At 57.2% G+C, this 24,749-nt stretch carries 21 protein-coding genes, 1 pseudogene and 2 riboswitches; of the genes and pseudogenes, 10 read left to right on the forward strand and 12 right to left on the reverse strand.

The features are described 5' to 3' along the window. Window positions 1-6: 6 nt before the first annotated feature. The 5 genes and pseudogenes from ACJ77P_RS01995 to ACJ77P_RS02015 all read right to left on the reverse strand — a co-directional run bounded on the left by ACJ77P_RS01995 (window position 7) and on the right by ACJ77P_RS02015 (window position 5,783). Complete coding sequence (locus tag ACJ77P_RS01995; protein ID WP_408998869.1) at window positions 7-945, reverse strand: ABC transporter substrate-binding protein; 939 nt, start codon at window positions 943-945, stop codon at window positions 7-9. A gap of 47 nt (window positions 946-992) precedes the next feature. Next, window positions 993-2,990 (reverse strand): TonB-dependent receptor, encoded by a 1,998-nt coding sequence (locus ACJ77P_RS02000; RefSeq protein WP_408998870.1) that lies wholly within the window; start codon window positions 2,988-2,990, stop codon window positions 993-995. Window positions 2,991-3,128: 138 nt separating this feature from the next. After that, a riboswitch (cobalamin riboswitch) is annotated at window positions 3,129-3,328 on the reverse strand. Between the two features lie 296 nt (window positions 3,329-3,624). Continuing rightward, window positions 3,625-4,122: pseudogene (locus ACJ77P_RS02005) on the reverse strand (ABC transporter ATP-binding protein); the annotation flags it as partial. Next, a complete protein-coding gene (locus ACJ77P_RS02010; protein WP_367360747.1) occupies window positions 4,059-5,096 on the reverse strand; it encodes an iron ABC transporter permease in 1,038 nt (345 codons plus the stop codon). The pseudogene ACJ77P_RS02005 and the gene ACJ77P_RS02010, both read right to left, overlap by 64 nt. Before the next feature lie 197 nt (window positions 5,097-5,293). Next, window positions 5,294-5,417: riboswitch (cobalamin riboswitch) on the reverse strand. Window positions 5,418-5,489: 72 nt separating this feature from the next. Then, a complete protein-coding gene (locus tag ACJ77P_RS02015; protein WP_408998871.1) occupies window positions 5,490-5,783 on the reverse strand; it encodes a hypothetical protein in 294 nt (97 codons plus the stop codon). Window positions 5,784-6,179: 396 nt separating this feature from the next. Between ACJ77P_RS02015 and ACJ77P_RS02020 the strand changes: the two genes are divergently transcribed. After that, complete coding sequence (locus tag ACJ77P_RS02020; RefSeq protein WP_408998872.1) at window positions 6,180-7,256, forward strand: PAS domain S-box protein; 1,077 nt, start codon at window positions 6,180-6,182, stop codon at window positions 7,254-7,256. A 66-nt stretch (window positions 7,257-7,322) separates the two neighbouring features. On the opposite strand, the gene ACJ77P_RS02025 is transcribed toward ACJ77P_RS02020, so the two are convergent. The 6 genes from ACJ77P_RS02025 to ACJ77P_RS02050 form a co-directional block, all read right to left on the reverse strand. After that, window positions 7,323-7,520 (reverse strand): hypothetical protein, encoded by a 198-nt coding sequence (locus tag ACJ77P_RS02025; protein ID WP_408998873.1) that lies wholly within the window; start codon window positions 7,518-7,520, stop codon window positions 7,323-7,325. Window positions 7,521-7,629: 109 nt separating this feature from the next. Further along, window positions 7,630-8,961: a sodium ion-translocating decarboxylase subunit beta gene (locus tag ACJ77P_RS02030; RefSeq protein ID WP_408999389.1), complete on the reverse strand. Its 1,332-nt coding sequence runs from the start codon at window positions 8,959-8,961 to the stop codon at window positions 7,630-7,632. Between the two features lie 48 nt (window positions 8,962-9,009). After that, window positions 9,010-9,150: a hypothetical protein gene (locus ACJ77P_RS02035; protein WP_408998874.1), complete on the reverse strand. Its 141-nt coding sequence runs from the start codon at window positions 9,148-9,150 to the stop codon at window positions 9,010-9,012. A gap of 790 nt (window positions 9,151-9,940) precedes the next feature. Beyond that, window positions 9,941-11,284 carry a sodium:proton antiporter gene (locus ACJ77P_RS02040; RefSeq protein WP_367360740.1) on the reverse strand — a complete coding sequence of 448 codons (1,344 nt, stop codon included), beginning with the start codon at window positions 11,282-11,284 and terminating at the stop codon, window positions 9,941-9,943. Window positions 11,285-11,482: 198 nt separating this feature from the next. Beyond that, window positions 11,483-11,674 carry a hypothetical protein gene (locus tag ACJ77P_RS02045; protein ID WP_367360739.1) on the reverse strand — a complete coding sequence of 64 codons (192 nt, stop codon included), beginning with the start codon at window positions 11,672-11,674 and terminating at the stop codon, window positions 11,483-11,485. Beyond that, entirely contained in the window at window positions 11,674-12,879 is a 1,206-nt protein-coding gene (locus ACJ77P_RS02050) for a sodium ion-translocating decarboxylase subunit beta (protein ID WP_367360738.1), read from the reverse strand. The genes ACJ77P_RS02045 and ACJ77P_RS02050 overlap by 1 nt, the downstream gene beginning before the upstream one ends. A gap of 537 nt (window positions 12,880-13,416) precedes the next feature. Between ACJ77P_RS02050 and ACJ77P_RS02055 the strand changes: the two genes are divergently transcribed. Further along, the gene (locus ACJ77P_RS02055) at window positions 13,417-14,265 is read left to right on the forward strand and encodes a universal stress protein (protein ID WP_408998875.1); all 849 of its coding nucleotides are present in this window, start codon (window positions 13,417-13,419) and stop codon (window positions 14,263-14,265) included. Between the two features lie 160 nt (window positions 14,266-14,425). On the opposite strand, the gene ACJ77P_RS02060 is transcribed toward ACJ77P_RS02055, so the two are convergent. Continuing rightward, complete coding sequence (locus tag ACJ77P_RS02060; protein ID WP_041584579.1) at window positions 14,426-14,626, reverse strand: cold-shock protein; 201 nt, start codon at window positions 14,624-14,626, stop codon at window positions 14,426-14,428. 534 nt (window positions 14,627-15,160) lie between these two features. Here ACJ77P_RS02060 and trxB point away from each other — a divergent pair. The 8 genes from trxB (at window position 15,161) to ACJ77P_RS02100 (ending at window position 24,674) form a co-directional block, all read left to right on the forward strand. After that, window positions 15,161-16,147 carry a thioredoxin-disulfide reductase gene (gene trxB / locus ACJ77P_RS02065; protein ID WP_367360736.1) on the forward strand — a complete coding sequence of 329 codons (987 nt, stop codon included), beginning with the start codon at window positions 15,161-15,163 and terminating at the stop codon, window positions 16,145-16,147. 3 nt (window positions 16,148-16,150) lie between these two features. Beyond that, a complete protein-coding gene (lgt, locus tag ACJ77P_RS02070; RefSeq protein ID WP_408998876.1) occupies window positions 16,151-16,996 on the forward strand; it encodes a prolipoprotein diacylglyceryl transferase in 846 nt (281 codons plus the stop codon). 68 nt (window positions 16,997-17,064) lie between these two features. Beyond that, on the forward strand, window positions 17,065-17,988 hold the full coding sequence (locus ACJ77P_RS02075) for a DUF475 domain-containing protein (protein WP_367360734.1): 924 nt from the start codon (window positions 17,065-17,067) through the stop codon (window positions 17,986-17,988). A gap of 55 nt (window positions 17,989-18,043) precedes the next feature. Then, window positions 18,044-18,868 carry an AAA family ATPase gene (locus tag ACJ77P_RS02080; RefSeq protein ID WP_367360733.1) on the forward strand — a complete coding sequence of 275 codons (825 nt, stop codon included), beginning with the start codon at window positions 18,044-18,046 and terminating at the stop codon, window positions 18,866-18,868. Window positions 18,869-18,870: 2 nt separating this feature from the next. Next, a complete protein-coding gene (locus ACJ77P_RS02085; protein ID WP_408998877.1) occupies window positions 18,871-19,656 on the forward strand; it encodes a TrmH family RNA methyltransferase in 786 nt (261 codons plus the stop codon). Between the two features lie 47 nt (window positions 19,657-19,703). Continuing rightward, on the forward strand, window positions 19,704-20,024 hold the full coding sequence (cutA, locus tag ACJ77P_RS02090; RefSeq protein WP_367360731.1) for a divalent-cation tolerance protein CutA: 321 nt from the start codon (window positions 19,704-19,706) through the stop codon (window positions 20,022-20,024). A gap of 464 nt (window positions 20,025-20,488) precedes the next feature. Beyond that, window positions 20,489-22,558, forward strand: a complete 2,070-nt coding sequence (tkt, locus tag ACJ77P_RS02095) for a transketolase (protein ID WP_367360730.1) — start codon at window positions 20,489-20,491, stop codon at window positions 22,556-22,558. A gap of 40 nt (window positions 22,559-22,598) precedes the next feature. After that, window positions 22,599-24,674: a thioredoxin domain-containing protein gene (locus ACJ77P_RS02100; protein ID WP_367360729.1), complete on the forward strand. Its 2,076-nt coding sequence runs from the start codon at window positions 22,599-22,601 to the stop codon at window positions 24,672-24,674. The last annotated feature ends 75 nt before the right edge of the window (window positions 24,675-24,749 follow it).

Consider the following 24,749-nt stretch of genomic DNA (forward strand, 5'->3'; position numbering starts at 1 on the left):
GTCTGCTCATCTCCTCCGGCCGGAACATTCCCGCGGCCGTTGCCTGCCCGTTCGCTCCGGATGGAGAATTCCCGCGATTTCTTCCAGCCCCTGGACGATTCTCGGGGAAAACCGGTCGGTCAGGTCCGCGTTCACCAGGTGTATCCGGGAATTCCGCACGGCGGGGATGCTCTGCCAGCGGCTCCAGAAATCCAGATCCCCGTTCCGGGACGCCCTTTGAACCATGGGAGATAGCAGGATAACGTCCGGCTGTTGCGAAATCAGGGCTTCCAGGTTGTAGCGGGGATATTTCCCCGGTGCGCGGGCTGCGATGTTGTACCCTCCGGCCATGGCGATCAACTCCGAATAAATGGTGCTCCCGCCCACGGTAACCAGGGGATGGGAATCAATCTGGACAAAGACTTTCGGCCGCGGGCAGGAAGCCGTTCGGGATACGATGCGCTCCGCCCTTTTTCTCATCGAATCGGCCAGCTGCCTGGCGGCTGTCTCCCGCCCGGTGATCCTCCCGAGATTGAGGATGGTGCGATAGATGTCGGAAAACCTTTCCGGATTAACGACGTAGACGTTCAGCCCGGCCTGCTCCAGCCGATTGACGGCTTCCCTGCGGTTCCCGTTGGTAGTGCCGATCACCAGGTCCGGCGACAGGGAGAGGATGCGTTCCAGGGAAAGGGACACATAGCTTCCCACCTTCGGTTTGCCCTTCGCCGCATCGGGATAGTCGCTGAACTGTGATACGCCCACGATTTCCTTCTCCAGACCCAGGGCAAAAAGGATTTCCGAGATGTCCGGCGCCAGGGAAACGATTCTCCGCGGAGCATCGGGAACGAAGACCCTCCTGCCTGTTTCGTCCATTACCGTGGCGGCATGGGCAAAGGGGCAGAGGGCCAGGGCGGCCACGATGGATGCGATGCGGAGCATTTTCATTGCTGCCCGGTGTCTCATCATAGCGCTCCCCTTTCTGACCTCCCTCTCCCAAATCCTGTTCAAACAGGCTAAAATTTAAAGGATATTCCACCCTTGACGGTTATGCCCGGCAGGGGGTAGTAGCCGTTGTAATAGATCAGCACCGGTTTCTCGTCGGTGAGATTTTCCACGCCGGCGAAGGCCGAGAACTTAAGCTTCTTCAGCGTCGGGCGGTAATAGAGGAAAAGATTGCACAGGGTGGTATCGTCGATCTTGTCCTCGCTGTTGCTGAGGTCTCCGCCCCGATAGGCCTCTCCGGCGTAGCGGATCTCCGGGTTCAGCTCAAAGCCGCCGGGGAGATAGAGGATCGCCCCGGCGGTTCCAAGGAGATTGGAAACCAGCGGTACGTCCTTGCCGGCATTCGGTCCGTTGCGGAATTCCGCACGGCGGTAAGACATCTGGGCGTAGACCCTGGCCGCCTTTTCCCAGAGATAGGAGGCGCCCAGTTCAATGCCTTCGTGGCGGGTTTTGTCAAGATTCTGATTGACCCAGTTCTGGTCCGGGGAGATCTCGTCTTCCATGTCGATCCGGTAGAGCGTCAGATCCAGGGAAAGATTCAGGATTGGAACGAGGTTGACGCCCACCTCGTAAGACCTGCCCTTCTCCTGGTCGAGATCCGTATTGAAGGCGTCCCAGCCATACCCGTAATAGGAGGCCTGTTCATCAAGGTAGGGGTAACGGAACACCGTGGCGTACTTGGCGAAGGCCTTCGATTTTTCTCCGATCATCCACGTCAGGGCCGATTCAAAGGCCTTGGCATCATGCGTCTTATCGTCATCGAAGACGAGCGTTCCGTCCGCCAGCCTTTCTTTTCCCTTGATTCTGGCCCTTTCCGTTCGATAGCCGAGGGCCAGTATCAGGTCTTCCCGGACATGGAACTCGTTGCGGACATAGACCCCCAGGCTCCTGCGGGACAGTTCGGCGGTATTGATCCTTTCATCCTGTCCCCGGTCCGCATAGCCGTCCTTGTCCAGCCCTTCGTCGTAATAATCCAGTCCGACCAGGAGCTTGTTCCTGTGGTTGAACATGTTCCTGTCCAGGACATAGCGAGGCGTCATTCCGTAGGAGTCCAGGGTTACCCGGGAATAGGAGGACATGGACCTGTAGCTGGAGATGATCTCCTTGGCGCCGTAGAGAAACTGGAGGGAGAAGCTCCCGGCATTGCCGAAAAGGGTTTCCAGGGTCAGGTTCGCATGGAAGTCCTGATTTTCCCCGTCGTCATCGGGATTGCCGGACTGCCTCCTGTCCTTTTTGTATTCGGCCCTGGTCAGGGATCCCGGAAGTTGAAAATCCGTACGGTTGTAGGACAAAGCCAGCGAGGCGTTCCATGCCTCGCTGCCGTCGTAGCCCAGTTGAAAGCCCGCCCCCCGCGAGGTGTACTTCGACCGGTCCCGGTAACCCTGCATCCCCGAATTTTCGCCGTTGAGGGAGTAGGAAACCTTCCCTTCCGAGCCGCGGATTCCCGCCTGTCCGCTGTAGAGGCCGTAGCTGCCCGCGGTGAACGAAGCGGAGACTTCAGGCTTTCCTTCGCCCTTCTTCGTGAGTATGTTGATCACGCCGGCGATGGCGGAATCGCCGTAAAGGACGCTGCCCGCGCCGCGGATGACTTCAATCCGTTCGATGTTGCTCAGAGAAATCTGAAGCCAGTTGATGGCGTTCATGTCCGGGTTGTTCAGCCTTTTACCGTCGAGCAGAACCAGGGTTTTACCCGAGGGGTTGTCCCCGCCGAAGCCCCGGAGGTCAATGGACGCCTGCGACGGGTTGCCGCTGTAGGTCCGGATCTGAATGCTTTCCAGTTTCCTGAGAACCTCCACAAGGCTCGTCGCACCGGATTCCTCGATCTCCTTGGCCGTAAGAACGCTGACGTTGGCGGGAACCGAGCGGACCTCCTCCGCGTCCCTTGTCGCCGTGACGACGATCTCTTCCATGGGTTCGGCGTCAGCGGTTCCCTGACTGAAAACCTGCGGACAGAAACACCAGAGTCCGCTCAAGACAAACAACAAAATAGCCGTAATCCTTTGATTCATTTCCCCTGCTCCTTTTGAATTTCAACGGTTGTTCACCAGATTCCACGGGTCGTTCCGACGCTTCAAAAGGCGGCATTTCAGGGGGATATCGTGAATTGTGTGCGGATCATGCGAACCTCCTTTCCCCTCGGTCAGGCTGAATTGAGATTTCCGTCAGATAAGTCTCCTGGCTTGCGGCTTGGCCTACCGTCCACGCCTTCCCGAATTTACGGTGAAATTCAGTGGCATTCCGTGGATTTCGTTCCGCTTACAGTTGCGGGGCAGCGCCGGCTTTGACCGGCTTCCTCTGATCTGACAGACTTTCCGGCAACAGTGAGACCTGCGGCAATCCCGTTTCCGGATTGCGGCCGATAGTCACCGGGGTTTCAAACACCTCTCTTATGTTGGTCTCAGTAAGCACTTCCTCCGGACGCCCCTGTGCGTGGAGACTCCCCCGGTTCAGCAGGAGAAGCCGGTCACAGTAAAGCGCCGCGGTGTTGATGTCGTGGGTCACGGCGAGCACCGTCAGGTTTTTCCGGCGGTTCAGGCCTTTCAGCAGATCAAAAACGGCCGCCGTGTGCTTCATGTCCAGGTGAGCCGTGGATTCATCGAGGAAAAGGATCTGCGGCTCCTGGGCAAGCGCCCGGGCGATATGCGCACGCTTTTTTTCTCCGCCGCTGAGGTCATTCATGCTCCGCGAGGCCAGGGAAAGCGTTCCGGTGACTTCCATGGCGCGGCGGGCGACGGCGAAATCCCGCTCCCCTTCGAATTGCAGCCTTCCCAGGTGAGGGGCCCGCCCCATGAGGACGCATTGGCTCACCGTGAAGGGAGGCGGTTCGGGGGAATCCTGGGCTACAAAGGCCATGGTCCGGGCCAGGGCCTTTCTGGGGATCTTCCGGATATCCGCCCCGGAAACGGTTACCGTCCCCTGGTGAGGGGCGAGGATTCCGTTGCAGATTCGCAGCAGCGTGGTCTTTCCCGATCCGTTAGGTCCGAGAATGCCCAGAAATTCCCCCTTCTCGACGGTGCAGGAAAGGCCCCGAAGCACCCAGCCGGCGGCTTCGTAACGGAAGTGGATGTCTTCAAGGTTCAAAACGACCACGATGAAAACCGTCCTTTCCGCAGCAGGTAAAGAAAATAGGGGGACCCGCACAGCGCCGTCACCACCCCGACGGGCAGGTCCATGTCGGGGACAAGGGTCCTGGCGAGGGTGTCCGCCGCGATCAGAAAGGAGGCCCCGAACAGCAGGGATGCGGGAAGGAGCAGCCGATGATCGGCTCCGAGGAGCATCCGCATGAGGTGCGGGATGATCAGCCCCACAAAGCCTACCGTGCCGCTGAACGCCACGGCCACCGACGTCAGAAGGGAGCCGGAAAGAAGGAGGAGAATCCGGATCCGTCCCACGCTGACTCCAAGATGGAGGGCCGTCTCCTCGCCCAGGGACATCAGGTTGATGGAGCGGGCGTTCAGCACGGCTACGGCAAAGCCGGCTGCAAGGACCAGCGCCGTCAGCATCGCTTCGGGATAACCGGCCAGGCTGAGATTGCCCATGAGCCAGAAGGTGATCTTCTGAAGGTCGGCATGGCTGCTCAGGGCCAGGGCCAGCATGATGAGGGCGGAGAAGAAGGCATTGACGATGACGCCGGCCAGCAGCAGGGTCCCGGGGGAAAATCCCCTCTTCGAGCCTCCCGCCGCCAGGACCAGGAACACCGTGAAGGCGGCTCCCAGGAAGGCCGGAACGGGGGTTCCCAGGGGCAGGGAGCCCAGGCCGGCAAAGATTCCGACAATCGCACCCAGGGCTGATCCGCCCGATATTCCGAGAATATAGGGATCGGCCAGGGGGTTCCGGAGCAGGGCCTGGAAAAGGACCCCCGCCGTGGACAACGACGCCCCCACCAGGCCGGCGAAAACAATCCGGGGCAGGCGCAGAGAAAACAGGATGGTCTTCTCCCCAGGGGTCAGGACAAAGGCCGGCATGCGTCCGCTTGTCAGCCCCTCCCGGATTTTCGAAAGCACGCCTGTTTCCGCGGGTCCGCACAGGAGAGAGGCCGCCGAGACGGCCAGCAGGACCGCAAGGAGCAGCAGGCTTGTTCTGAGGACTTTCTTCAGGGTGACCGCCGATTCCATTTCACGAAATCCGACATTCTCCGTTCCTCCAACAGGGCGGCCGCATTCTCGGCTCTCCGCAAGATCCGCCGGGGGACGGTAAAACGCTAACTAATTGTTATATCGTGGGAATTGGCATTTTCCCGGAGGGGAAAAAGGCGGACGTAACCAGGGAAATGTCTGCATCTTCTAACTCCCGCGAGTTTATTGATGGATCGGTATTCCGGCTTCAGGCGACCTACTGACCAGCCTTCCCATCGGAGTTCGGCTCCGACAGTGGCTTGCTTTGGCGTTCGTTCCCTTCACGGCTGCGGGGCAGCGGGGGATTTTCACCCCTCTTCCTCATTATCCATCAGCTGATGACACGGCTGGGTGCCCCCTCTTCCAACAGAGGGGGACCTGCATCCTTCACGCTTAAAGAAGCTGTTCCATCGGAACGACGAACACGTGATAGCCCCCCTTTACGGGATGCTCTTTTTTCAGCTTGCGGAACATGTCCGTCACGTTTTGAACTTCTTCATCCTTGACGGCCAGCATCAACAGGATGTACTTCTCCGTCCAGTAGATCGACCCTTCCTGGGCCATGTTTTCGATCTCGGGCGACCTTCCTATGACGCGTTCCATCTTGATGTATTTCTTGATATCGACCTGCGTCAAGGCGGCCATAACGTCTTGATCAACAGTTTCCGCATAGACAATCATCATCATCTTCATCATCATCACCTCGCTGGAATTTTCTTTAGTCTATCACAATCGGCGGCGCTTTTTAAACCGCTTTATTGAGACAGCATCCATCTGGAGCGTTGATTTCATCCCGGGGATCTTTCCTGAGCCGGCGGAGGAGCATTGAAATGTTCCCTGAACAGGGGGGGCGACGTTTGCCGGCGCCCGCCGCTGGGGGCATTGGTCCGCTTCCCGTCGTCACTTCCGGCAATCGGGCAATCCGAATTTTCCTTAATATGTGCCCTGGACGAAAAAAATAAAGCGACAATTTGTGAAATCACTTGATCTATGAAAAAAAATCATTATAGCGTTTTTCCTGTTTCCATTCATGCACACTGAGCATATCACAAAGAATTTCTTACGGGAAGGCGGAGTTGAACGATGGGGCCTGACAAAAGGATGCGCCAGGAAAAAATCGTCGAATATGATGTGCTGTATCAGAAATTCTTTGATCAGGAACTGTCCGCTCCGCCCGTCGATGCGGCTTCCGCGGATATTCTGAAGAAGCAGGCGGATGCCCTCCGGGAGCAGGCGGAACTGCTTGACCTGGCCGAGGACCTGATCATGGTTCTGGACATGGATCACCACATTCTGTTCTGGAACCGGGGTGCGGAGAAAAAGTACGGCTGGAGCCGGAGGGACGTTCGGGGCGAGAACATCCATACCCTTCTCAGGACCAGCTTCCCGCAGAGCCTGAAGAACATAGAGGAAACCCTGATCGCCTGTGGCCAGTGGGAGGGGGAACTGAACCAGATCCGGCGGGACGGGAGTCCGATCCTGGTGGAGAGCCGGTGGAGCTTGAGGCGCAATGAGCAGGGAAAACCCCTGGCCATCCTGGAGATCAACCATGACATCAGCCAGCGAAAGCACGCGGAGGCGATGCTGCAGAAGACCCTGGGAGAGCTGGAGGCGCGCGTTCAGGAAAGGACGGCGGATCTCCAGAAGGTCAATGCGGAATTGCACGAGGAGATTATTGAGCGCAAGCGGATGGAGGAGGTCCTGAAACGAAGGGAGAAAGAGCTCAAAATCAATACGAAAAACCTCGAGGAACTCAATGCCGCTCTTACGGTGTTACTTAAAAAGAGGGAGGAAGATAAAAACGAGCTGGAGGAGAAGGTCCTCTCCAACGTGAAGAGCATGGTGCTGCCCTATGTAAAGAAGATCAAGATGACCGCCCTCGATGCCACCCAGATGAACTACATGAATATTCTGGAAGCGCATCTGAATGAAATCACCTCCCCATTCCGCCACAAGTTGACTTCCCAGTCCCTGAACCTGACGCCGCGGGAGGTCCAGGTCGCCCTGCTGATCAAGGATGGCCGAACAACCAAGGAGATCGCCGAATTGATGAATGTCTGCCCGGGTGCCGTGGCTCTACATCGCAATCACATCCGGAAAAAGCTCGGGTTGAATCATAAGAAAATCAACCTGGCCTCTCACCTGTCCCTCCTGCCTTGAAAAAAAAGGATCTCGTTGCCGGGAAGCGGCAGGGAGCGGAAAATTCCGGCGGCCTCTCCACGGGCTCTACTCATCCCTGCGTGTTGCAAAGGTCAGGGAATACAGTCCGAAAATGATCACGGCGTGACCGGTGGCCCCGATGGCGATCCGTGTCATGCCCGGGGGGTATTCCGGAGCGAGAAGCCTCACAAGGCCGACACCCGACAGGGCGATGCATGTCCCGACAATCCACCACCAGTAACGTTTCTTTTTAAAGATGGTCATAAGAAGATCGTCAAAAAAGGGGGGGCAGAAAAAGCCTCCCCCCGAGAATTTGTTGCACGGTTTTTACCGGATCACGGAAAGCGCTCTTTCAGCCGTGATCTCAGATCGTTTAACCCAGTATTCCGATGAAGACACCACCGGCGATCGCCGCGCCGATGGCCCCGGCGACGTTCGGCCCCATGGCGTGCATCAGGAGAAAGTTCTTCTTGTCTTCCGCCTGACCCATCACCTGAACAACCCGGGCGGACATGGGGACGGCGGAAACGCCGGCGCCCCCGATCATGGGATTGATCTTCTCCTTCAAGAAGAGGTTCATGATCTTGGCGAGGACGACCCCTGCCGCGGCGGCGCTGGCAAAGGAGACGACACCCAGGATGAGAACCAGCAGGGTCTTGGGCTGGAGAAAGTTCTGTGCGGGCATTGCCGCCCCTATGGCCAGGGTCAGAAAGATGGTGATGAGATCAACGAAGGTCGTTTGCGCCGTCTGGTTGAGCCTTTCCGTCACGCCGCACTCCTTGAAGAGGTTCCCCAGCATGAAGCAGCCCATCAGAGGGGCGGAGGTCGGCACGAGCAGGATGACGATAATGGATGTGATCAAGGGAAAGACGATTTTTTCCAGCCGTGATACCTTCCTGAGCGAGGGCTTCATGTAGATCTGCCGCTCCTTCTTGGTGGTCAGGAGGCGTATCACGGGAGGAATGATGATGGGGACAAGGGCCATGTATGAATAACAGGCCACAGCGGTAGCTCCGATGATGTGCGGAGCAAGCACGGAGGTTACGTAGATCGTGGTGGGGCCTTCCGCTCCGCCGATGATCCCGATCGAGGCCGCTTCCGTAAGGCTGAATCCGAAGAATAGAGACATGAAGAAGGCAAGGTAAACTCCGAACTGTGCAGCCGCCCCAAGGAGCAGGGTTCTGGGATTGGCGAGCATGGGACCGAAATCCGTCAGCGCGCCCAGGCAAAGAAACATGAGGGGCGGGAGGATCTGCCACATCACGCCGAACTGAAAGATCCGGGAGAGGAGTCCTACCGGGCGTGAAGGCAGTTCCGCCTGGTTGGTTTGCTCCATGGTCAGAATGGAGGCTATCACCTGCCCCTGTTCCACCCGCTGGCCTTTGGACACCTTCAGGCTGTCGACTCGTCCGAAAACGGGGGCTTGAACCTCCCCTGTATCAAGCTTGCATACGATGGCGCCTTTGTCGAAGCCGTCCCCTTTGTTCATGGACACTTCCATCACCGTTCCCGCCTGAGGGGCCCTCAGCATCATTTCGTAGTCCATCATGCCTCCGAGGGGCAGGTTGACAAGAATCATCCCAAACCCGATCGGAACCAGCAGAAGGGGTTCCATCCCTTTTGCAATTGCAAGATATATCAAGGTCAACGCTATTACGATCATCAGGGCGTTTCCCCAGTAAAACAGCGGGAACCCTGTTTCCATTAATCCAAAAATCACCTCTTTTCCTCCTTTACTCGATCTGAACGGAGTCTATTTCTTGACACCGAAAAATTTCTCCAAGGTTATTCTCGTCAGTTCCACTGATATCCACAGCAGCATCAAGATGCCGAAAACCAGCCCGAATCCGCCGGCCGCTGTTTTTATCGCCAAAGTCCAATCAATCGTATCCATAGACGCTCCTTCTGTCCGGAAAAACCGGAATCATAAAATAAACCATTGATCTCAAAGGGGTTCTTTCTTCCCTTGCGATCCCGATACCGACCCTTGGCAAAGGGTCATGAACATCTTCCGGCGATGGTGCCATGACAGAAACGCTCATCTCCTTTCATCCTGATAATTTTAATTATATAATTTTAATTAAATTAAATAATTAGAGCAGGAATACCACGACAAACAAACCTTGAACATGCTCATTGACTGACATCGCGGATCGGCTTTTACGATCTGTTCATACGTTTCTTTTCCGCCTCTGTCAAGCTTACGGTAATATGTATTTCTGTAAGTAGCTTATTCAATTTATATTTTATGATTAAATATATCAATGTTATTATAGGGTGAAAATGGCCGGGTTTTTCAGGATGGAATGGGCTCCTTTTTGGTGAGCCGCCGGGAGCTTCGACGTTCCCGCAGCCGGGAAGGGAAAGGCCTGTCCTGAATTGGGATGACGGAAACGGCAGGCCCTGTTCTATGAGCTGTTTAAAACGGAAATCGGGGTGGGGATTAGAGGGATGGCTTTTTTCGTCTGCGTCCGGGAACTCGGACAAAGACAGGAAGGAACCCTTGATGCGGTAAGGAAACCGCAGGATTCTCCTCCCTGTCCTGTCTGAAAGAAGGGGAAATGCCGTTGGCGGTTCTCAAGATCCCGTCAATGGACATCTTCCGGCAATCGTGAGAAATTCCCGCCGGATGTCCGTCGTGTCCCCCCGCCGGAAGGGATTCCTTCCGGCCCTTCAGCTTTTGTCTAGCCGAAGAATATCCATGTGACAAAGAGAAAAAGCGGAATCAGGATGCCTGTGGACCAGGCCATATAGCCGAAGAAGGAGGGCATCCTGACCTTGTTCTCCTCGCAGATCGCCTTGACCATGAAGTTCGGACCGTTGCCGATATATGAGTTTGCCCCCATCAGAACGGATCCGGCTGAAATGGCCTTCAGCAGGGCTTCGGGGACGCCCACGACGAGTCCGGAAAGGATCCCCTGGGCGTGGGCGACGCTCTGGGCGGTGCTCATGAAGACGAGATAGGTGGGGGCGTTGTCCAGAAAGCTGGAGAGCAATCCGGATACCCAGAAGAACTGCCAGGGAGCAATCACACCGAGCTGACTGCCGTGCACCTGAAGCATGGTGAGGACGGGAACCATGGTGACAAAGATCCCGGCGAAGAGGATCGCCACTTCCCTGATGGGGTGATAGGTGAAGGCATTTTCTTCCCGCAGGTCCTTTTCGGTGAAATACACGGACAGGCCGGCGGCCGCGATCATGACGCCCTCACGGAGCCAGGGAATGGGGGGAAGGAAGAAAGAGCCGATAACGAGAAGGAGAAAGAGAAAATTGATCCTGCCCTTGATCTCCAGTTTTTTTTCGGGAAGCCGTTCCATCGCCCTTCGGGCCCGTTCCTTGCTCTCTTTTTTCACAAAGTGAGAATCCATTGCAAAGAAGAGAATCAGGAGGATTCCGATGGCCAAGGCCCAGATGGGCAGCAGCCTCAGCGTCCAGAAAAAGGGTACGCCCCGCAGAAACCCGAGAAACAGGGGCGGATCGCCCAGGGGCGTCAGGAGCCCGCCGATATTGGAAACGATGAAGATGAAAAAGATGTAGATGTGGACCACGTACCTCCGCCATTTGTTGGCCCGGATCAGGGGCCGGAGAAGCACCATGCTGGCGCCCGTCGTGCCGATAAGGCTTGCGAAGACGGACCCGATGAGAAGGAAGATCGCGTTCAGCATCGGCGTTCCCTGGGCCCCGACGCGGATGACAATCCCGCCGGCGATGATGAAGAGGGACCCCAGGAGGATAATGAAGGAGATGTATTCCTGAAGCACGTGCAGCAGCAGGGTCCACTCCGTGAAGATGACGAGGAGAGCCGCCGGGATGGCCAATCCGAGAGAGACCAAGCCGAAATACCTGCCCCACCAGTCCCCGTTGATCAGGGGGATGACGGCAATGCAGAGAAGGAGTCCGACAAAGAAGACACCGCTCCACAGGGGAAAATCCACCGTGTGGCTTCCTTCGGAGGCCATGGCCAGCGAAGGAAGAAGCAGCAGCAAAAGACCGATGGATACAATTCTAGCGTATGTTCCGTAAAACATCTTTATTCTCCATTGTTTAGGAAAGTTTGTTTTAAGATAAACCCGAAGCCCGCATCAGCAGGGGCACAGCCGTTATGGTCTTTTTTTTCAAAGGTCGGTTGTGACTGAGGTGCTTCCTTCCGCTCCTTCCTGCAGCGGAAAAAGCGGAAGGACTGGCAGAATTGAAAATTTTCAAGAGAATTGGATCTTTTTAACGTCTTACTCGTCTTCCCGCATGGCCAGGGGGATCGTGAAGAGCCCGACAATGACCACTGAATAGCCAACGGCCTTGATCACCATGCGGGTGGTTCCGGGGGGGTACTCCGGGGCGAGCAGGCGCACCAGAGCAACCCCCAGAAGGGCAATGCAGGTTCCAACAATCCACCACCACTGGCGTCTCTGCTTGAACATTATTTCAGCAGGGCGCAGTAGATGCCGGCCAGGATCGCCGTCGTGATGACACCGCTGACGTTGCAGCCCAGGGCGAAGGGCATGATCATCGCACGGGGATTAACCTTGGCGACGTACTTCTGGGCAACCTTGGACGTGGTCGGTGTACAGGAGACGCCGGCAATTCCCACCACCGGGTTGTATTTCTTCCCGCTGATGTAATACATGAGAATACCGCCGATAAGACCGCCGACACCAGATACCATAAGGGCGGTGGAGCCGAGGACCAGGATCTTCAGAACCCTGGGGTCGAGAATGGTGTTGGCTTCGCAGAGGACGCCGAGGATCAGGCCCAGGAAGAAGGTCGATGAATAAAGAATGGTGGACTCGAGCAGTTCGATGTAGGGCTTGACGCCCGCTTCCCGGATGATGATGCCCACGAAAAAGGATGAGAAGAGCGGCCCGGCGACCGGGAAGAGCAGGCAGAGGATCGTACAGGCAATGACGGCAAACATGATCTTCTGCAGGGGCGTAATTTTGGGCATTTTGCTGAGGTCCATGGGAAGGGCCGCCATTTTTTTCGGAATCATGGCCTTGATGAGGTAGGGGTACAATCCGTAACAGAGGCTCAGGTAGAGATAGGCCACGATCCCGATGGGAACGAAAAGATGCGGGGACAGGATGAGGGAGGTGAAGAGCACCATGGGGCCATCGGCGCCGCCGACGATGGCCGTCGCCGCCGCTTCCTGGGGGGTCATGCCGAAGGCGATGGCCAGGGGGAAGACGGCAACGGATCCCAGCTCACCCCAGAGCGCGATGAACATGCTGCTGAAAGGGCGCGCCAGAACGTAGCCGATGTCGCAGAGCACCCCGATGCCGATGAAAACGAGGCAGGCGATCAAACCGTTGCTGAAGCTCATCGTGTAAATGGGCTGGAGCCAGTTGACCTGGATGATGTTGACCAGGGCTGCGGGGTCCGTAATCAGGGGATCGAGAAAGATGGTTCCTGTTTTATCCGGCGCCAGGAACAACACGGAAGCGTTGACCGCCGCCATTCCCAGACCCATGGGGATCATGATGAGTGCTTCCAGGATTCCCTTGTAGCCAAGATAGACAAAGGCTATTCCCATCAGCATCAGAACCACGCGGGCAATCGCATGGATAGGGTCCTGGGCGACCAGGGTGGCGATACCCTGAAACAACTGTAATACTTCGAAGTCTAACATGTTATCCTCTCCGTTTAAAATATGATCATTTCGGTTATGTGCCTTTTTCTGTAGTGCACCTTTTTAAAGATGGAGATCATTACTTCCCTTTACCAAAGAACATCGACATCGCCTTAATCAGGCCCGCGGTTCCAAATCCGATGGCAATTAAAATCAGGTATACAAGGCCGGCAAATTGAATGGATTCGCCTACAGTCATTTTTTTTCCTCCTTCCTATTAATTTTTACTAAGAAAAACTTCGGTTGCTTGACGATCAGGTTCCGGATGTATACAAACAACAGGCAGGAAAAATAAACATAAAAAGACTGCAATGTTACTATATATGAAATCCTTATAGTGCATGCGGCTGTTGAATATGTAATATCTTGTTATTGTTTGTAAATAATAAAAGGTCACTTGACGCCGATCGGGGCGCTTTTGTGGAGAAAGGCCGGAACATCAAAAAAAAACTTGAGAATTCGGTGACGCGGAACTTGATGTTGACCCCCCGCTTGTTTCCATGTAAACAATGAAAAAAACTACGTTGAGGTGCGCACATGAGCTTGAGGATTTTGGTCGGGATTGACGATTCGAACTATGCGCAGCGGGCCATTGCTTACGGGATCGCCCTGGCGAAGAAGAGCGGCGCCACGCTTGCGGGGATATGCGTTGTCGACACCTTCGGAATTGAAAGGCACTCCGCCGGAGCGAACATCGGAGCGTTTTACTTCGCCCAGAAATTGATCGACGAAAAAATTAACGAGTCCCGGGAAAAACTGGAGAAGCTGCTCGATGAATTCGAAGAGCACTGCAGAAACAACGGCGTACGATACGAAAAGATCATGACGAGCGGAACCCCGGCCAAGGAGATCGTTCGTGAATCGGAATTGGCGGACCTCCTGATTATGGGCGTGAGGACTTTTTTTCATTTCGAAACGATCGAGGGTCCAGGGGATACGTTCGAAAAGGTGGTCAGCCAGGGAAGATGCCCGCTTCTTGCGGTCACGGACGAGGAGCTTCCCCTGGAGATGGATGTCCTGATCGCCTACGACGGTAATCTGAAGTCCAACAATGCCCTGAAGGCCTTTGCCGGCATGAACGATCTGTTCCATTTTTCCCCGTCGGCGACCTTATTGAATGTCAATGATGACCCCAGTGAAGGCGACAAGACCCTGGAGAAGGCCGACCGGTATCTGAGTGCTCATGGATTGAAAACCAGAACGAAGGTGCGGGCGGGCAGGCCCAGGGAGATGATCCACCGGACCGTCAAGGAGATGGGAGAGGGGAAGAAGACCCTGCTGGTCATCGGTACGAGCGCCAGCAATGAAGTCGCCAGTTTTTTTCTGGGAAATTCCCTTAAGAACGTCGTTCGGGACGGTTCAATTCCCCTGTTTATATTCCATTAAAGACAAAAAAGCCCACCCTTTTCCCTGCTTCCCTGCGAGGCAGCTCCGGGCGGGAGAGGACAGGGCAACAATTCTGCAAAACAAAAAAGCACTCCCGGGGTCGAAGACCCTGCGCCGGAGTGCTTTTTCATGTCCTTCTCACAAGTTGGGCAACAAGTTGTTATATAGGTTTTACATTAACCGCCGCCGGTCCTTTCTGACCTGTCTGTACCTCGAAACTGACGCGCTGTCCCTCGTACAGGGTTTTAAACCCGCTGCTCTGAATGGCGCTGTAATGAACGAATACGTCACCGCCCTCATCCTTTTCAATGAAGCCGAATCCCTTTTGTTCATTGAACCATTTTACTTTCCCTTCCGGCATCGCTTCTCTCTTCCTTTCTCAATTTTTTTCCGTTGGACCGGCACTCTGAAACAAAAAACCGCCAAGACCTAAAAGAGCATGGCGGTAAACCTTTGCACTTCAAAATGTCTTAAGCCAACTTGCTGTATACCATACACGGGAACAAGCTCCCAGCTTCCCGAGCGTACAGTTAAAATTTCCATTATTTTTAGTATGAACCTTCACGAATGTCAAGGGGTATTTCCAAGTATTTTTTTGGGCGGAATCCTTGGCCCTGCTTGGGCTGCAGCGGTCTGAACGGTGCTGAAAACCACCCCGTTCTGAATATTTTCAAAGCCTTATTATAGCTGTGAAATGATTATAGGCTTTCCTGATCCGCTCCGAAATCCATGCCGGGCTAAAAAATTCGCCGGGGAAGTCGGTTTTGCAGCCGTTGCGGGCATCAGGGCGACAAATTTGTGCTTTACAATTTTACGGGATAACGATTAAATGCAGGGGACCGAACGCACAGGCACTTTCTGATGCCGGCGTGGTATTCGACAGGGGGAAGGGGATATGGAAGAAATCAGAGGGCCGGAATCGTGTTATGACGTGGTGATTGTCGGCGGGGGACCGGCAGGGCTGACGGCGGGGCTATATGCTTCCCGGGGCGGTTTGAAGACCCTGCTGCTGGAGGGGGAGTCTTCCGTAAGCCAGATCACGGTGACCGATCTGGTGGAAAACTATCCGGGATTTCCCGAAGGGGTCAACGGGTACGATCTCGTTGAGCGCTTTAAAGCGCAGGCCCGCCAGTTCGGGGTGACGGTGCAGGCCGACGATGTCAGGGCCGTTTCCAGGGGGCCGGGGGATTCAGAATCGACAGGCGGCTGGATCGTAAACGGAAAAGGGACGTATCGGGGGTTGGCCGTCATTGTGGCTACGGGAGCCAACTGGCGCCGCCTTGGAGTGCCTGGAGAAGAGGCCTTTGCCGGGAAGGGCGTGTCCTATTGCGCCACCTGTGACGGTCCATTTTACCGGGACCGGGAGGTTGTCGTCATCGGCGGCGGAGATACCGCGGTCCAGGAGGCTCTCTTCCTGACGAAATTCGCCCGCAAGGTCACGATCGTACATCGCAGGGACCGCCTGAGGGCGACCCCTGTTCTGCAGCAGAAAGCCCTTGCCCATGATCGGATCGGGTTTGCCTGGGATTCCGTGGTGGAGGAAATTCAGGGCGGGGCCTTCGTGGAGGGCGTCCGGATCCGGAATCTCAAGGATCCTGAACGGTCGCGCGTGATCCCGGCAGACGGGGCCTTTGTCTTTGTGGGGTTGACGCCCAATACGGAATTTGTCCGGAATGTGGTGAATTGCGATGAAAGCGGATACATCCTTGCAGACAGCGAAATGAAAACATCGGCGAAGGGGATCTTTGCCTGCGGGGACTGCATTTCCAAGCTGCTGCGCCAGGTCGTTACGGCCTGCGGAGATGCGGCGACGGCGGCCTTTTCGGCTCAGCTCCACGTGGAAGACCTGAAGGGGGATTCCTATCTGGGAAGAAGGGATTGATGCATGGATTCCTTTCTGCTCTTCTGGCAGTACCTGCCCGCCAAACTCCGGCCGGAGCTGTTTTCCATCGGCTCCTTCTCCGTTCGCTATTACAGCCTGATGTACCTGGTGGCCTTTTTTTTGACCTATGTCCTGGTCATGTACCGGATCCGAAAGGAGAGGTTTTCCTATTCCAGCGAAACGATTCAGGACCTTTTGCTCTGGACCATTCTTGGATTGATCGTCGGGGCGCGGCTGGGCTATGTCCTCTTCTATAATTTCAGTTATTATCTGAGCCACCCCCTGGAGATTCTTCTGCCCTTCGAGTTCTCCGGCGGGATCCGGTTTGTGGGAATCAGCGGCATGTCCTATCATGGAGGGGCGATCGGCGTTCTTCTGGCGACGCTGATCTTCTGCCGGAAACGGGCCATCTCCTTCTGGAATATTCTCGAGCTTTTTTCTCCCGCCGTCCCCCTGGGCTATACCTTCGGCCGGATCGGCAACTTTATCAACGGGGAGCTCTATGGGCGGATGACGGACGTGCCGTGGGGAATGTATTTCCCCCTGGATTCCCTGCATCAGCTTCGCCATCCATCGCAGCTTTACGAAGCCTTCTTTGAAGGTCTGGTCCTGTTTGCGGTTCTCTGGAGCATCCGTCGAAGAAGCCCCTTTGACGGATTTCTCTTTGTCGCCTACCTGTTCGGCTATGGCTTTGTCCGGTTCTTTATCGAATTTTTCCGTGAACCGGATGTCCAATTGGGACTGATCTTCGGGGGTGTCTTCACCATGGGGCAGGCGCTGTGCCTGCTCATGATGGCTGCCGGCGTCCTGATTTACTTTTTCCGTAGGGCCGATCATTGCCGTGCTTGACCAAATCCCCGTCCAGGGGCGGGAGGATCGCTGAGAAACCGGTTCGGAAATCCGACTGAGGGAATCCCATGATCATCGAGACGTTGATTATTGTTTTTGGCTTGTGCATTTTTGAGATCATCTGCAGTGTGGACAATGCCATTATCAATGCGTCCGTCTTGAGGACCATGTCATACAAGTATAGGAAGATATTCCTGTTCTGGGGTATCCTCTTCGCCGTCTTCGTGGTGCGGGGACTTCTCCCCTTTGTTATTGTCTGGGCGACAAACACCAGCTTGACGATTCCCGAAGTTTTCACGGCCTGCTTTTCCGAGAATGGCGAGGCGGCCAGATCGATGGAAAAATCAAAGCCCCTGCTGCTCCTGGGCGGAGGCATCTATCTGCTTTACGTGGCTTTATCCTGGCTGTTTCTCGAGGAAAAGAACTATGCCTTCCTGGTCGAACGGTTCCTGAAGCGCCAGAGCGTCTGGTTTTATGCCATTGTCTCGGTGGTGACCACGGTGCTTGTCTTCGTCTCGATCCGGATTGATCCCACCCTGGCGCTGGCTGCAACCTTCGGTGTCTCCGCGTTTTTTATTACCGATGGATTCAAAAAGAACGCCGAAGAAAAGGAACGGGAGCTTCTGACGGGCAACTTGAGCGCCTGGAGCAAAATCCTCTATCTGGAGGTCCTGGACACGTCCTTTTCAATCGATGGCGTCATCGGCGCTTTCGCCTTTACGCTGTCGGTGCCGCTGATCATTCTCGGGAACGGCCTGGGGGCGTTTGTGGTGCGAGAACTGACCATCAAGGGGATTGATGTGATCGCCCAGTATGCCTATCTGAAAAACGGCGCCATGTACTCCATCGGCGTGCTCGGCACCCTGATGATTCTGGAAAGTTTTGGTCAGGAGCATCCCTTCTGGCTTGCGCCCCTTAATACGATCGTCATATTGAGTTTCTTCATGATTCTGTCCGTGAAGGAAATAAAGCAGGCGCACGGAAAGAAGTAGGATCTTTTCCCGGCCACCCGGACGGGACATTGATCGGAGAGGATAAGGAGGCGCAATGGCCATCTTGGCGATTACCAAACAGTTTGGGAGCGGAGGGGGCGAGATCGGAAGCTCCGTTGCAAACCTTCTGGGATATGAGTACATCCCCCTGAGCCGGATTTTTGAGGAGGCCGCGAAAGCGGGAACGGAAATGCAGCGGCTCGTCGAGAAATTCGATTCGCACGTTCCCGGCCTCTGGGAGCAGATTGACTGGTCCTTTCTCGTCTTTGCCGCATTCTGCGAGAGAGTCGTCCTGGATTACGCCCTTCGCAACGATACCGTGGTGATGACGAGGGGCGGCAATATCCTGTTGAAGGATATTCCCCATGCCCTGAGGGTTTTCATGACGGCTCCTTTTGAAGCCCGGGTGCAGCGGATCATGAAAAAGGAAGAGGTCGGTGAGGACATTGCCGCCCTGATGGCCAAAAAAGCGGATCGCGAAATGGCGGTGACGATCCAGCAGATTTATGGGGCGAACTGGAAGGATCCCACGGAATATGATCGGGTCATCGATACAACCAGCCGGGACTGGGAGGAGATCGCCTGCAGCCTTCGCGACGGCCTGCTGGAGAAGCAGAGGGATTTCGAGGAGGAGGCGTGGAGGATGCTTTCCATGAGGGCCCTGGCGACTCGGGTCAAGGCCAGAATCATGACGTCGCCCGGCTGTGTCGTACCCACCCTGGAAATCGATGTGAAGGACGACTTCCTCGTGATCCGGGGGGTGGTGCGCAATCTTGAACAGCATAAGCGGATTGAAGAGGAGGTAAGAAAAATGACGGGCGATGTCGTCGTCGAATTCCGCCTCAGCTATCGCGGCTCCTGGCCCTTCCGCGGAATCTGAAGATGCTGTATCCCTCGAAGGCGCAGCTCCGGCTGTGGAACCGGCTGGGCAGGTCGAAAATCCGAGAGGAAGCGGGCCTTTTCCTGGCGGAAGGGCTCAAAGTCGTTCAAGCCCTTCTTGAAAGCGATTGGGAAGTTCAGGCTTTGCTGACCCTGGAAGGCGGGAAGGAGAAGCGGGCGGCGTTCCTCGATCGGCTGCCGGCTTCTCTGCCGTGCTACGGATTGACCGCAGGGGAGTGGACGGGTCTGACCCAGGATGTCTCTCCGGAAGGGATCATGGCTGTGGGCCGCATCCCCCCCAAGCCGACGCTCGCGGACATGACGGCCGGAGCGGACGAGGGGCCGCTGCTGCTGCTTCACGAAATACGCAATCCCGGGAACCTGGGGGCGCTTGCGCGCTCGGCTTCCTGGTTCGGTTTTTCGGGCATGATCCTGGGCCAGGGTTCGGTGGATCCCTTCAATCCCAAGGCGATCCGAGCCTCCATGGGAAGCCTTTTCTCGCTTCCCTTCGTCGCCGGTGTCAATCTGCAGGAGCTGATCCCGATGCTGAAAGAGGAGTTCCTGGTGGCGGGAAGCTCAGCCAGAGCGGGAACGCTTCCCCATCCCTGTGGGGGGAAGGCGGCGCTGCTCCTGGGAAGCGAGAGCCATGGCCTGCCCGATTCCCTGCTGCGGATGACCGACGAACAGTGGCACATCCCCCGGAAGGGCGCCGGCGAATCGCTCAGCCTTCCCCAGGCCGCAGCCATTATGATGTACGAGATCGTGCGGGAGGCCTCTCCCCGGGGGTAGAAACCTTGGTGTGCTTGAGAAAAGAACCGTTAAGAGGAAATAGAAGAATGGAGAATTATGTGCAGGTGTCGACCACGGTGGATCGGGAAGAGGATGCGGAGAAAATCGCCAGGGTTCTGGTAGAACAGAGGCTGGCGGGCTGTGTCCAGATTTCGCCCATTACCAGCATCTACCGCTGGCAGGGAAACGTTGAAACCGCCAGAGAATGGCGGCTTTGCGCGAAGACAAGGGAGGATCTCTGTGAAGCTGCCGACAGGGTCATTGCCTCCCTTTCGTCCTATTCGGTGCCGGAAGTGATTGTGACGCCGATTATTGCCGGCAGTGAATCCTACCTGGCCTGGCTGGACGGGGAACTCGCCGGAAAATAAACGGGGCTCTTCTCCGGATGGCCGCCGGGAGCGGCAGCCTTTAGAGCCGGGGCTTCGCTCGGCCTTCTTTCCCTTCTCGGCTGCGCCGTCAGGTTCGAAACCTGTTCCCCCCTCCATCCCCTCCTGATTTTTCCCGCCGCGGTGGGACGGCTTCTTGGAAATCCGTTCTTTGTTTCATGATTTCCGATCTTTGAATGCGCTTCAGGGGCCGGGAACTAATGTGCTTGTCTAAGAGCCGGGGTTGGAGTATAAGCGCAGAAAATAACATTCAAGGATCGAGGAAATTCGTCATTCCGGTTTCCGAACAGACCGAACAGGGGGAATCGCCGGGCGGCTGAACAGAGGCGATGCAGGCATGCTGACGACATGCGCGAGGAGCTGACAGGGATGCCGGCAAAAGGGCTGCTTCGGATCCGGAATCGCCATGATGCGATTGGGAATGTCTTAAGGAGATAGAAAACCTCATGTCTGGACCAGCCGAATTGGAAGAAAGATGCATCAACACCATTCGTTTTTTAGCCGCCGATGCCGTGGAAAAGGCGAAATCAGGGCACCCCGGCATGCCCATGGGAGCCGCCGCCGCCGCCCATACGCTGTGGGCCTGCCACCTGAAGCACAATCCTTCGAATCCGCTGTGGATCGATCGGGACCGCTTTGTCCTTTCCGCGGGGCACGCCTCCATGCTTCTTTACGTCATGCTCCATCTGACGGGATACGACCTTTCCCTGGACGATCTGAAGGCCTTCCGCCAATGGGAAAGCCGAACACCGGGTCATCCTGAGTATCACTGCGCGCCGGGCATCGAGGTGACCACGGGTCCCCTCGGGCAGGGCCTGAGCAACGCCGTGGGCATGGCGATCGCCGAAGCCCATCTTTCCGCCCGATTCAACCGCCCCGACAACGAGATCATCAACCACTTCACCTATGTCATGGCCAGCGACGGCGACCTCATGGAGGGGGTAACGGCCGAGGCCAGCTCCCTGGCGGGGCACCTGGGGCTGGGAAAACTCATCGTGATCTATGATGACAACCGCATTTCTCTTGCCGGTTCAACGGGCCTGGCTTTTACGGAAGATGTGGGTAAACGCTATGAAGCTTACGGCTGGCAGGTTCTGAGGGTTCCCGAGGGCAACCGGCCGGCGGCCATCGATGAGGCCCTTCGTCAGGCGCGGGCGGAATTGTCCAGGCCTTCGATCCTGTTTGTGCAGACGACCATCGGGTACGGCGCTCCCCATAAGCAGGGGACGGCGGATTCACACGGTTCCCCCCTCGGCCGGGATGAACTCGACGCCGCCAAGAAAAATCTGAGCTGGCCGCTGGAGCCCGCCTTCTTCGTGCCTGAAGACGTTTCGGATTTTTACCGCCAGGCCGCCGACCGTGGCAAGGTCCGTGATGAGCAGTGGCTTTCGGCGTTTGAGCGCTACGGCCGGCAGTATCCGGAGCTCGCGGCGGAGCTGCAGAGGGTGATGGACGGACGGCTGCCGGACGACTGGGAAAAGGCGCTGCCCGTCTACCAGGGCGGAGCCGCCGATGTGGCGACCCGCAAGGCCGGTGAAACGGTGATGCAGGCCCTTGCCCCGTGCGTTCCGGAGCTGATGGGCGGATCGGCGGATCTCAATCCGTCCTGCTTTACCTGGCTCAAGGGGATGGGGGATTTCCAGAGTCCCGGATTCTCCCCGGCGGGGTTGCAGGGCCGGGTCGGCGGATCGTGGGGCTATGAAGGCCGCAATGTCCATTACGGAGTCCGCGAGCACGCCATGGGGGCCATCGCCGTCGGAATGGCCCTCCATGGGGGAGTCCTTCCCTATACGGGCACCTTTCTCACCTTTGCCGATTACATGCGGCCGCCCATGCGCCTTTCAGCCCTCATGGGCCTGAGGGTCCTCTATGTCTTTACTCACGACAGCATAGGCCTGGGCGAGGATGGACCGACGCACCAGCCCATCGAGCAGGTCATGAACCTGCGGGCCGTTCCCAACCTCACCGTCATCCGTCCCGCCGATGCCCACGAAACCGTGGAAGCCTGGCGGGAGGCGCTCCTGAATTCAAAGGGGCCGACGGCCCTGATCTTTTCACGGCAGAATCTGCCTGTCCTGGACAGGGAAACCCTGGCCCCTGCAACGGGATTGCAGAAGGGCGGTTATATCCTCTGGGAATCCGGAGAGGGAGCCCCGGAGATCATTCTTATCGGAACGGGATCCGAAGTTCCTCTGGTCCTGGAGGCCGGCAGGCGGCTGGCAGCCGACGGCGTTGCCGTGCGGGTGGTCTCACTCCCCAGCTGGGAACTTTTTGACCGCCAACCGGTTGCCTACCGAGAGGCCGTTCTGCCGCCGACCCTTCGTTTGCGGGTCGCCGTGGAAGCGGGCATCAAGCTGGGCTGGGAGCGCTATGTCGGGCTGGACGGAACGGTCATCGGAATGGATGGCTTCGGAGCCAGCGCCCCGGCCAACGTCCTTGCTGAGAAGTTCGGCCTGACGGTGGACAACGTGATGGCGGCGGCCAGAGCACTCCTGCATGCCGCCGTCCCCTCGTGACGGGGGGCGGGCCCCCTGCCCCTGAAAAAGGAGAAAGACCATGGTGGAGCACTCTTCCCGGGAAGGTTCCTTCCGAAACCGCCTGCAATTTGAGAAAAGTCCATACCTGCTGCAGCATGCCGCCAATCCCGTAGACTGGTACCCCTGGGGCGAGGAGGCCTTTGAAAAAGCCCGGCTGGAGGATAAACCGGTTTTCCTGTCCATCGGCTATTCCACCTGCCACTGGTGCCACGTGATGGCCCATGAGTCTTTCGAGAACGAGGAGGTCGCCCGGCTGCTCAATGAGAATTTTGTCTCCATCAAGGTGGACCGGGAGGAGCGTCCCGATATCGACAAGCTGTATATGACCGTCTGCCAGGTGTTGACCGGCGGCGGCGGGTGGCCCTTGACGATCATGTTGACGCCCGATCGCCGTCCCTTCTACGCCGCGACCTACATCCCCCGGGAAGGCCGCCCGGGGATGGCGGGGATGCTTGCGCTGATCCCCGGGCTCGGCGAGGTCTGGCGCAGGGAGCGGGAGAAGGTCCTTGATTCCGTCGAGGAGATTGAAGGGGTTTTGCAGCGGATGGATCCGGGCGGAAGCGGGGAGATTCCTCCCGATGCGGTGCTGCGGGATGCTTATGACGATCTGCGCCGCCGCTTCGATGAGCGTTACGGCGGATTCGGCAGCGCCCCCAAGTTTCCCATGGCGGAGCATCTCTTCTTCCTCCTGCGTTACGCGGACAGGACCGGCGAGTCCCCGCCCTTGGCCATGGTGGAGAAGACCCTGGAGGCGATGCGGCAGGGGGGAATCTACGATTCGGTCGGTTTCGGCTTCCACCGCTACAGCACCGATGCCCAGTGGCGGATGCCTCATTTCGAGAAGATGCTCTACGATCAGGCCCTGATGGCCCTGGCCTATACCGAGGCCTTTTCGGCCACGGGCCGGGCGTTCTATGAGAGAACGGCGCGGGAAATTCTGACGTACGTGCTGAGGGACATGACCGCTCCGGGGGGCGGCTTCTATGCGGCGGAGGATGCCGACACCGCCGGGGAGGAGGGGGCCTTTTATCTCTGGAAGGTGGAAGAGCTTCGGCAGGTCCTGGCGCCGGAGGAAGCGGACCTCCTGATCCGGGCTTACGATCTTCAGGCGGGCGGCAGAGCGCAGGTCCTGCACTGCCCATACCCGCGAAAGGGCCTGGCGGAGATGTTGAATGTCCCGGAGGAGCGCCTTTCGTTGCTCATGGAATCCGCGCGGGAAAAGCTTTATCGGCGGAGGCTGCAGCGGATTCGCCCCCTTCGGGACGACAAGATCCTGACGGACTGGAATGGATTGATGATTGCCGCGATGGCCCGGGCGGCTTTCGTCTTTGAAGACCCCCTGTTCCTGCAGGCGGCCGGGGATGCCGTCTCCTTCATTCTCGGGAACCTCCGGGATGCCCGGGGGCGACTGCTTCACCGCTGGCGGGACGGTGAGGCCGCCATGCCGGCCAGCGTCGATGATTATGCCTTTGTGATCTGGGGGCTGATCGAAGCCTACGAGGCCGTCTTTGACGGAGAGCTTCTCCAGGTTGCCCTTTCCCTGCAGGAAGAGCAAAATGCCTCGTTCTGGGACCGGGAATCCGGCGGATATTATTTTACGCCCGAAGACGGTGAACCTCTGCTGATCCGCCAGAAGGAGAGCTACGACGGCGCCATCCCCTCGGGAAATGCCGTGGCCATGCTCAATCTGCTGCGCCTGGCCCGCCTGACGGGCCGGGTGGATCTGGAGGAGCGGGCCGTGGCGACGGGGAAGGCCTTTGCCGCCCATATCAGCTCTCTGCCCGCGGGCCACACCCAGTTTCTGGTCGCCCTGGATTACCTGGCCGGCCCCTCGGCCGAGGTCGTCATTGCCGGAAACGCTGACGGGGAGGATACTCGCGGGATGCTGCGGGAGCTTCGCCGGGCTTTTCTGCCACGCACGGTGGTTCTCCTGTCCCCCGGCGGGGTAGAAAAGGGGGAGCATTCCGGAATCCCGGAGTTTGCCAGGGGCATGACCCCGGTCAACGGCAGGGCGGCGGCCTATGTCTGCCGGAATTTTTCCTGCCGGCAGCCAACAACGGATCCGGCGGACATGATGGCCTGGCTCCGAGAGTAGCGGACCGGCCCGTCCAGCCGGCAGGTCTCGATGGGTGCTTCTTTCTGCGGCCGTTCTCCCGCGCCCATTCCAGGA

Source organism: Syntrophus buswellii (assembly GCF_046097065.1).
Classification (GTDB): domain Bacteria; phylum Desulfobacterota; class Syntrophia; order Syntrophales; family Syntrophaceae; genus Syntrophus; species Syntrophus buswellii.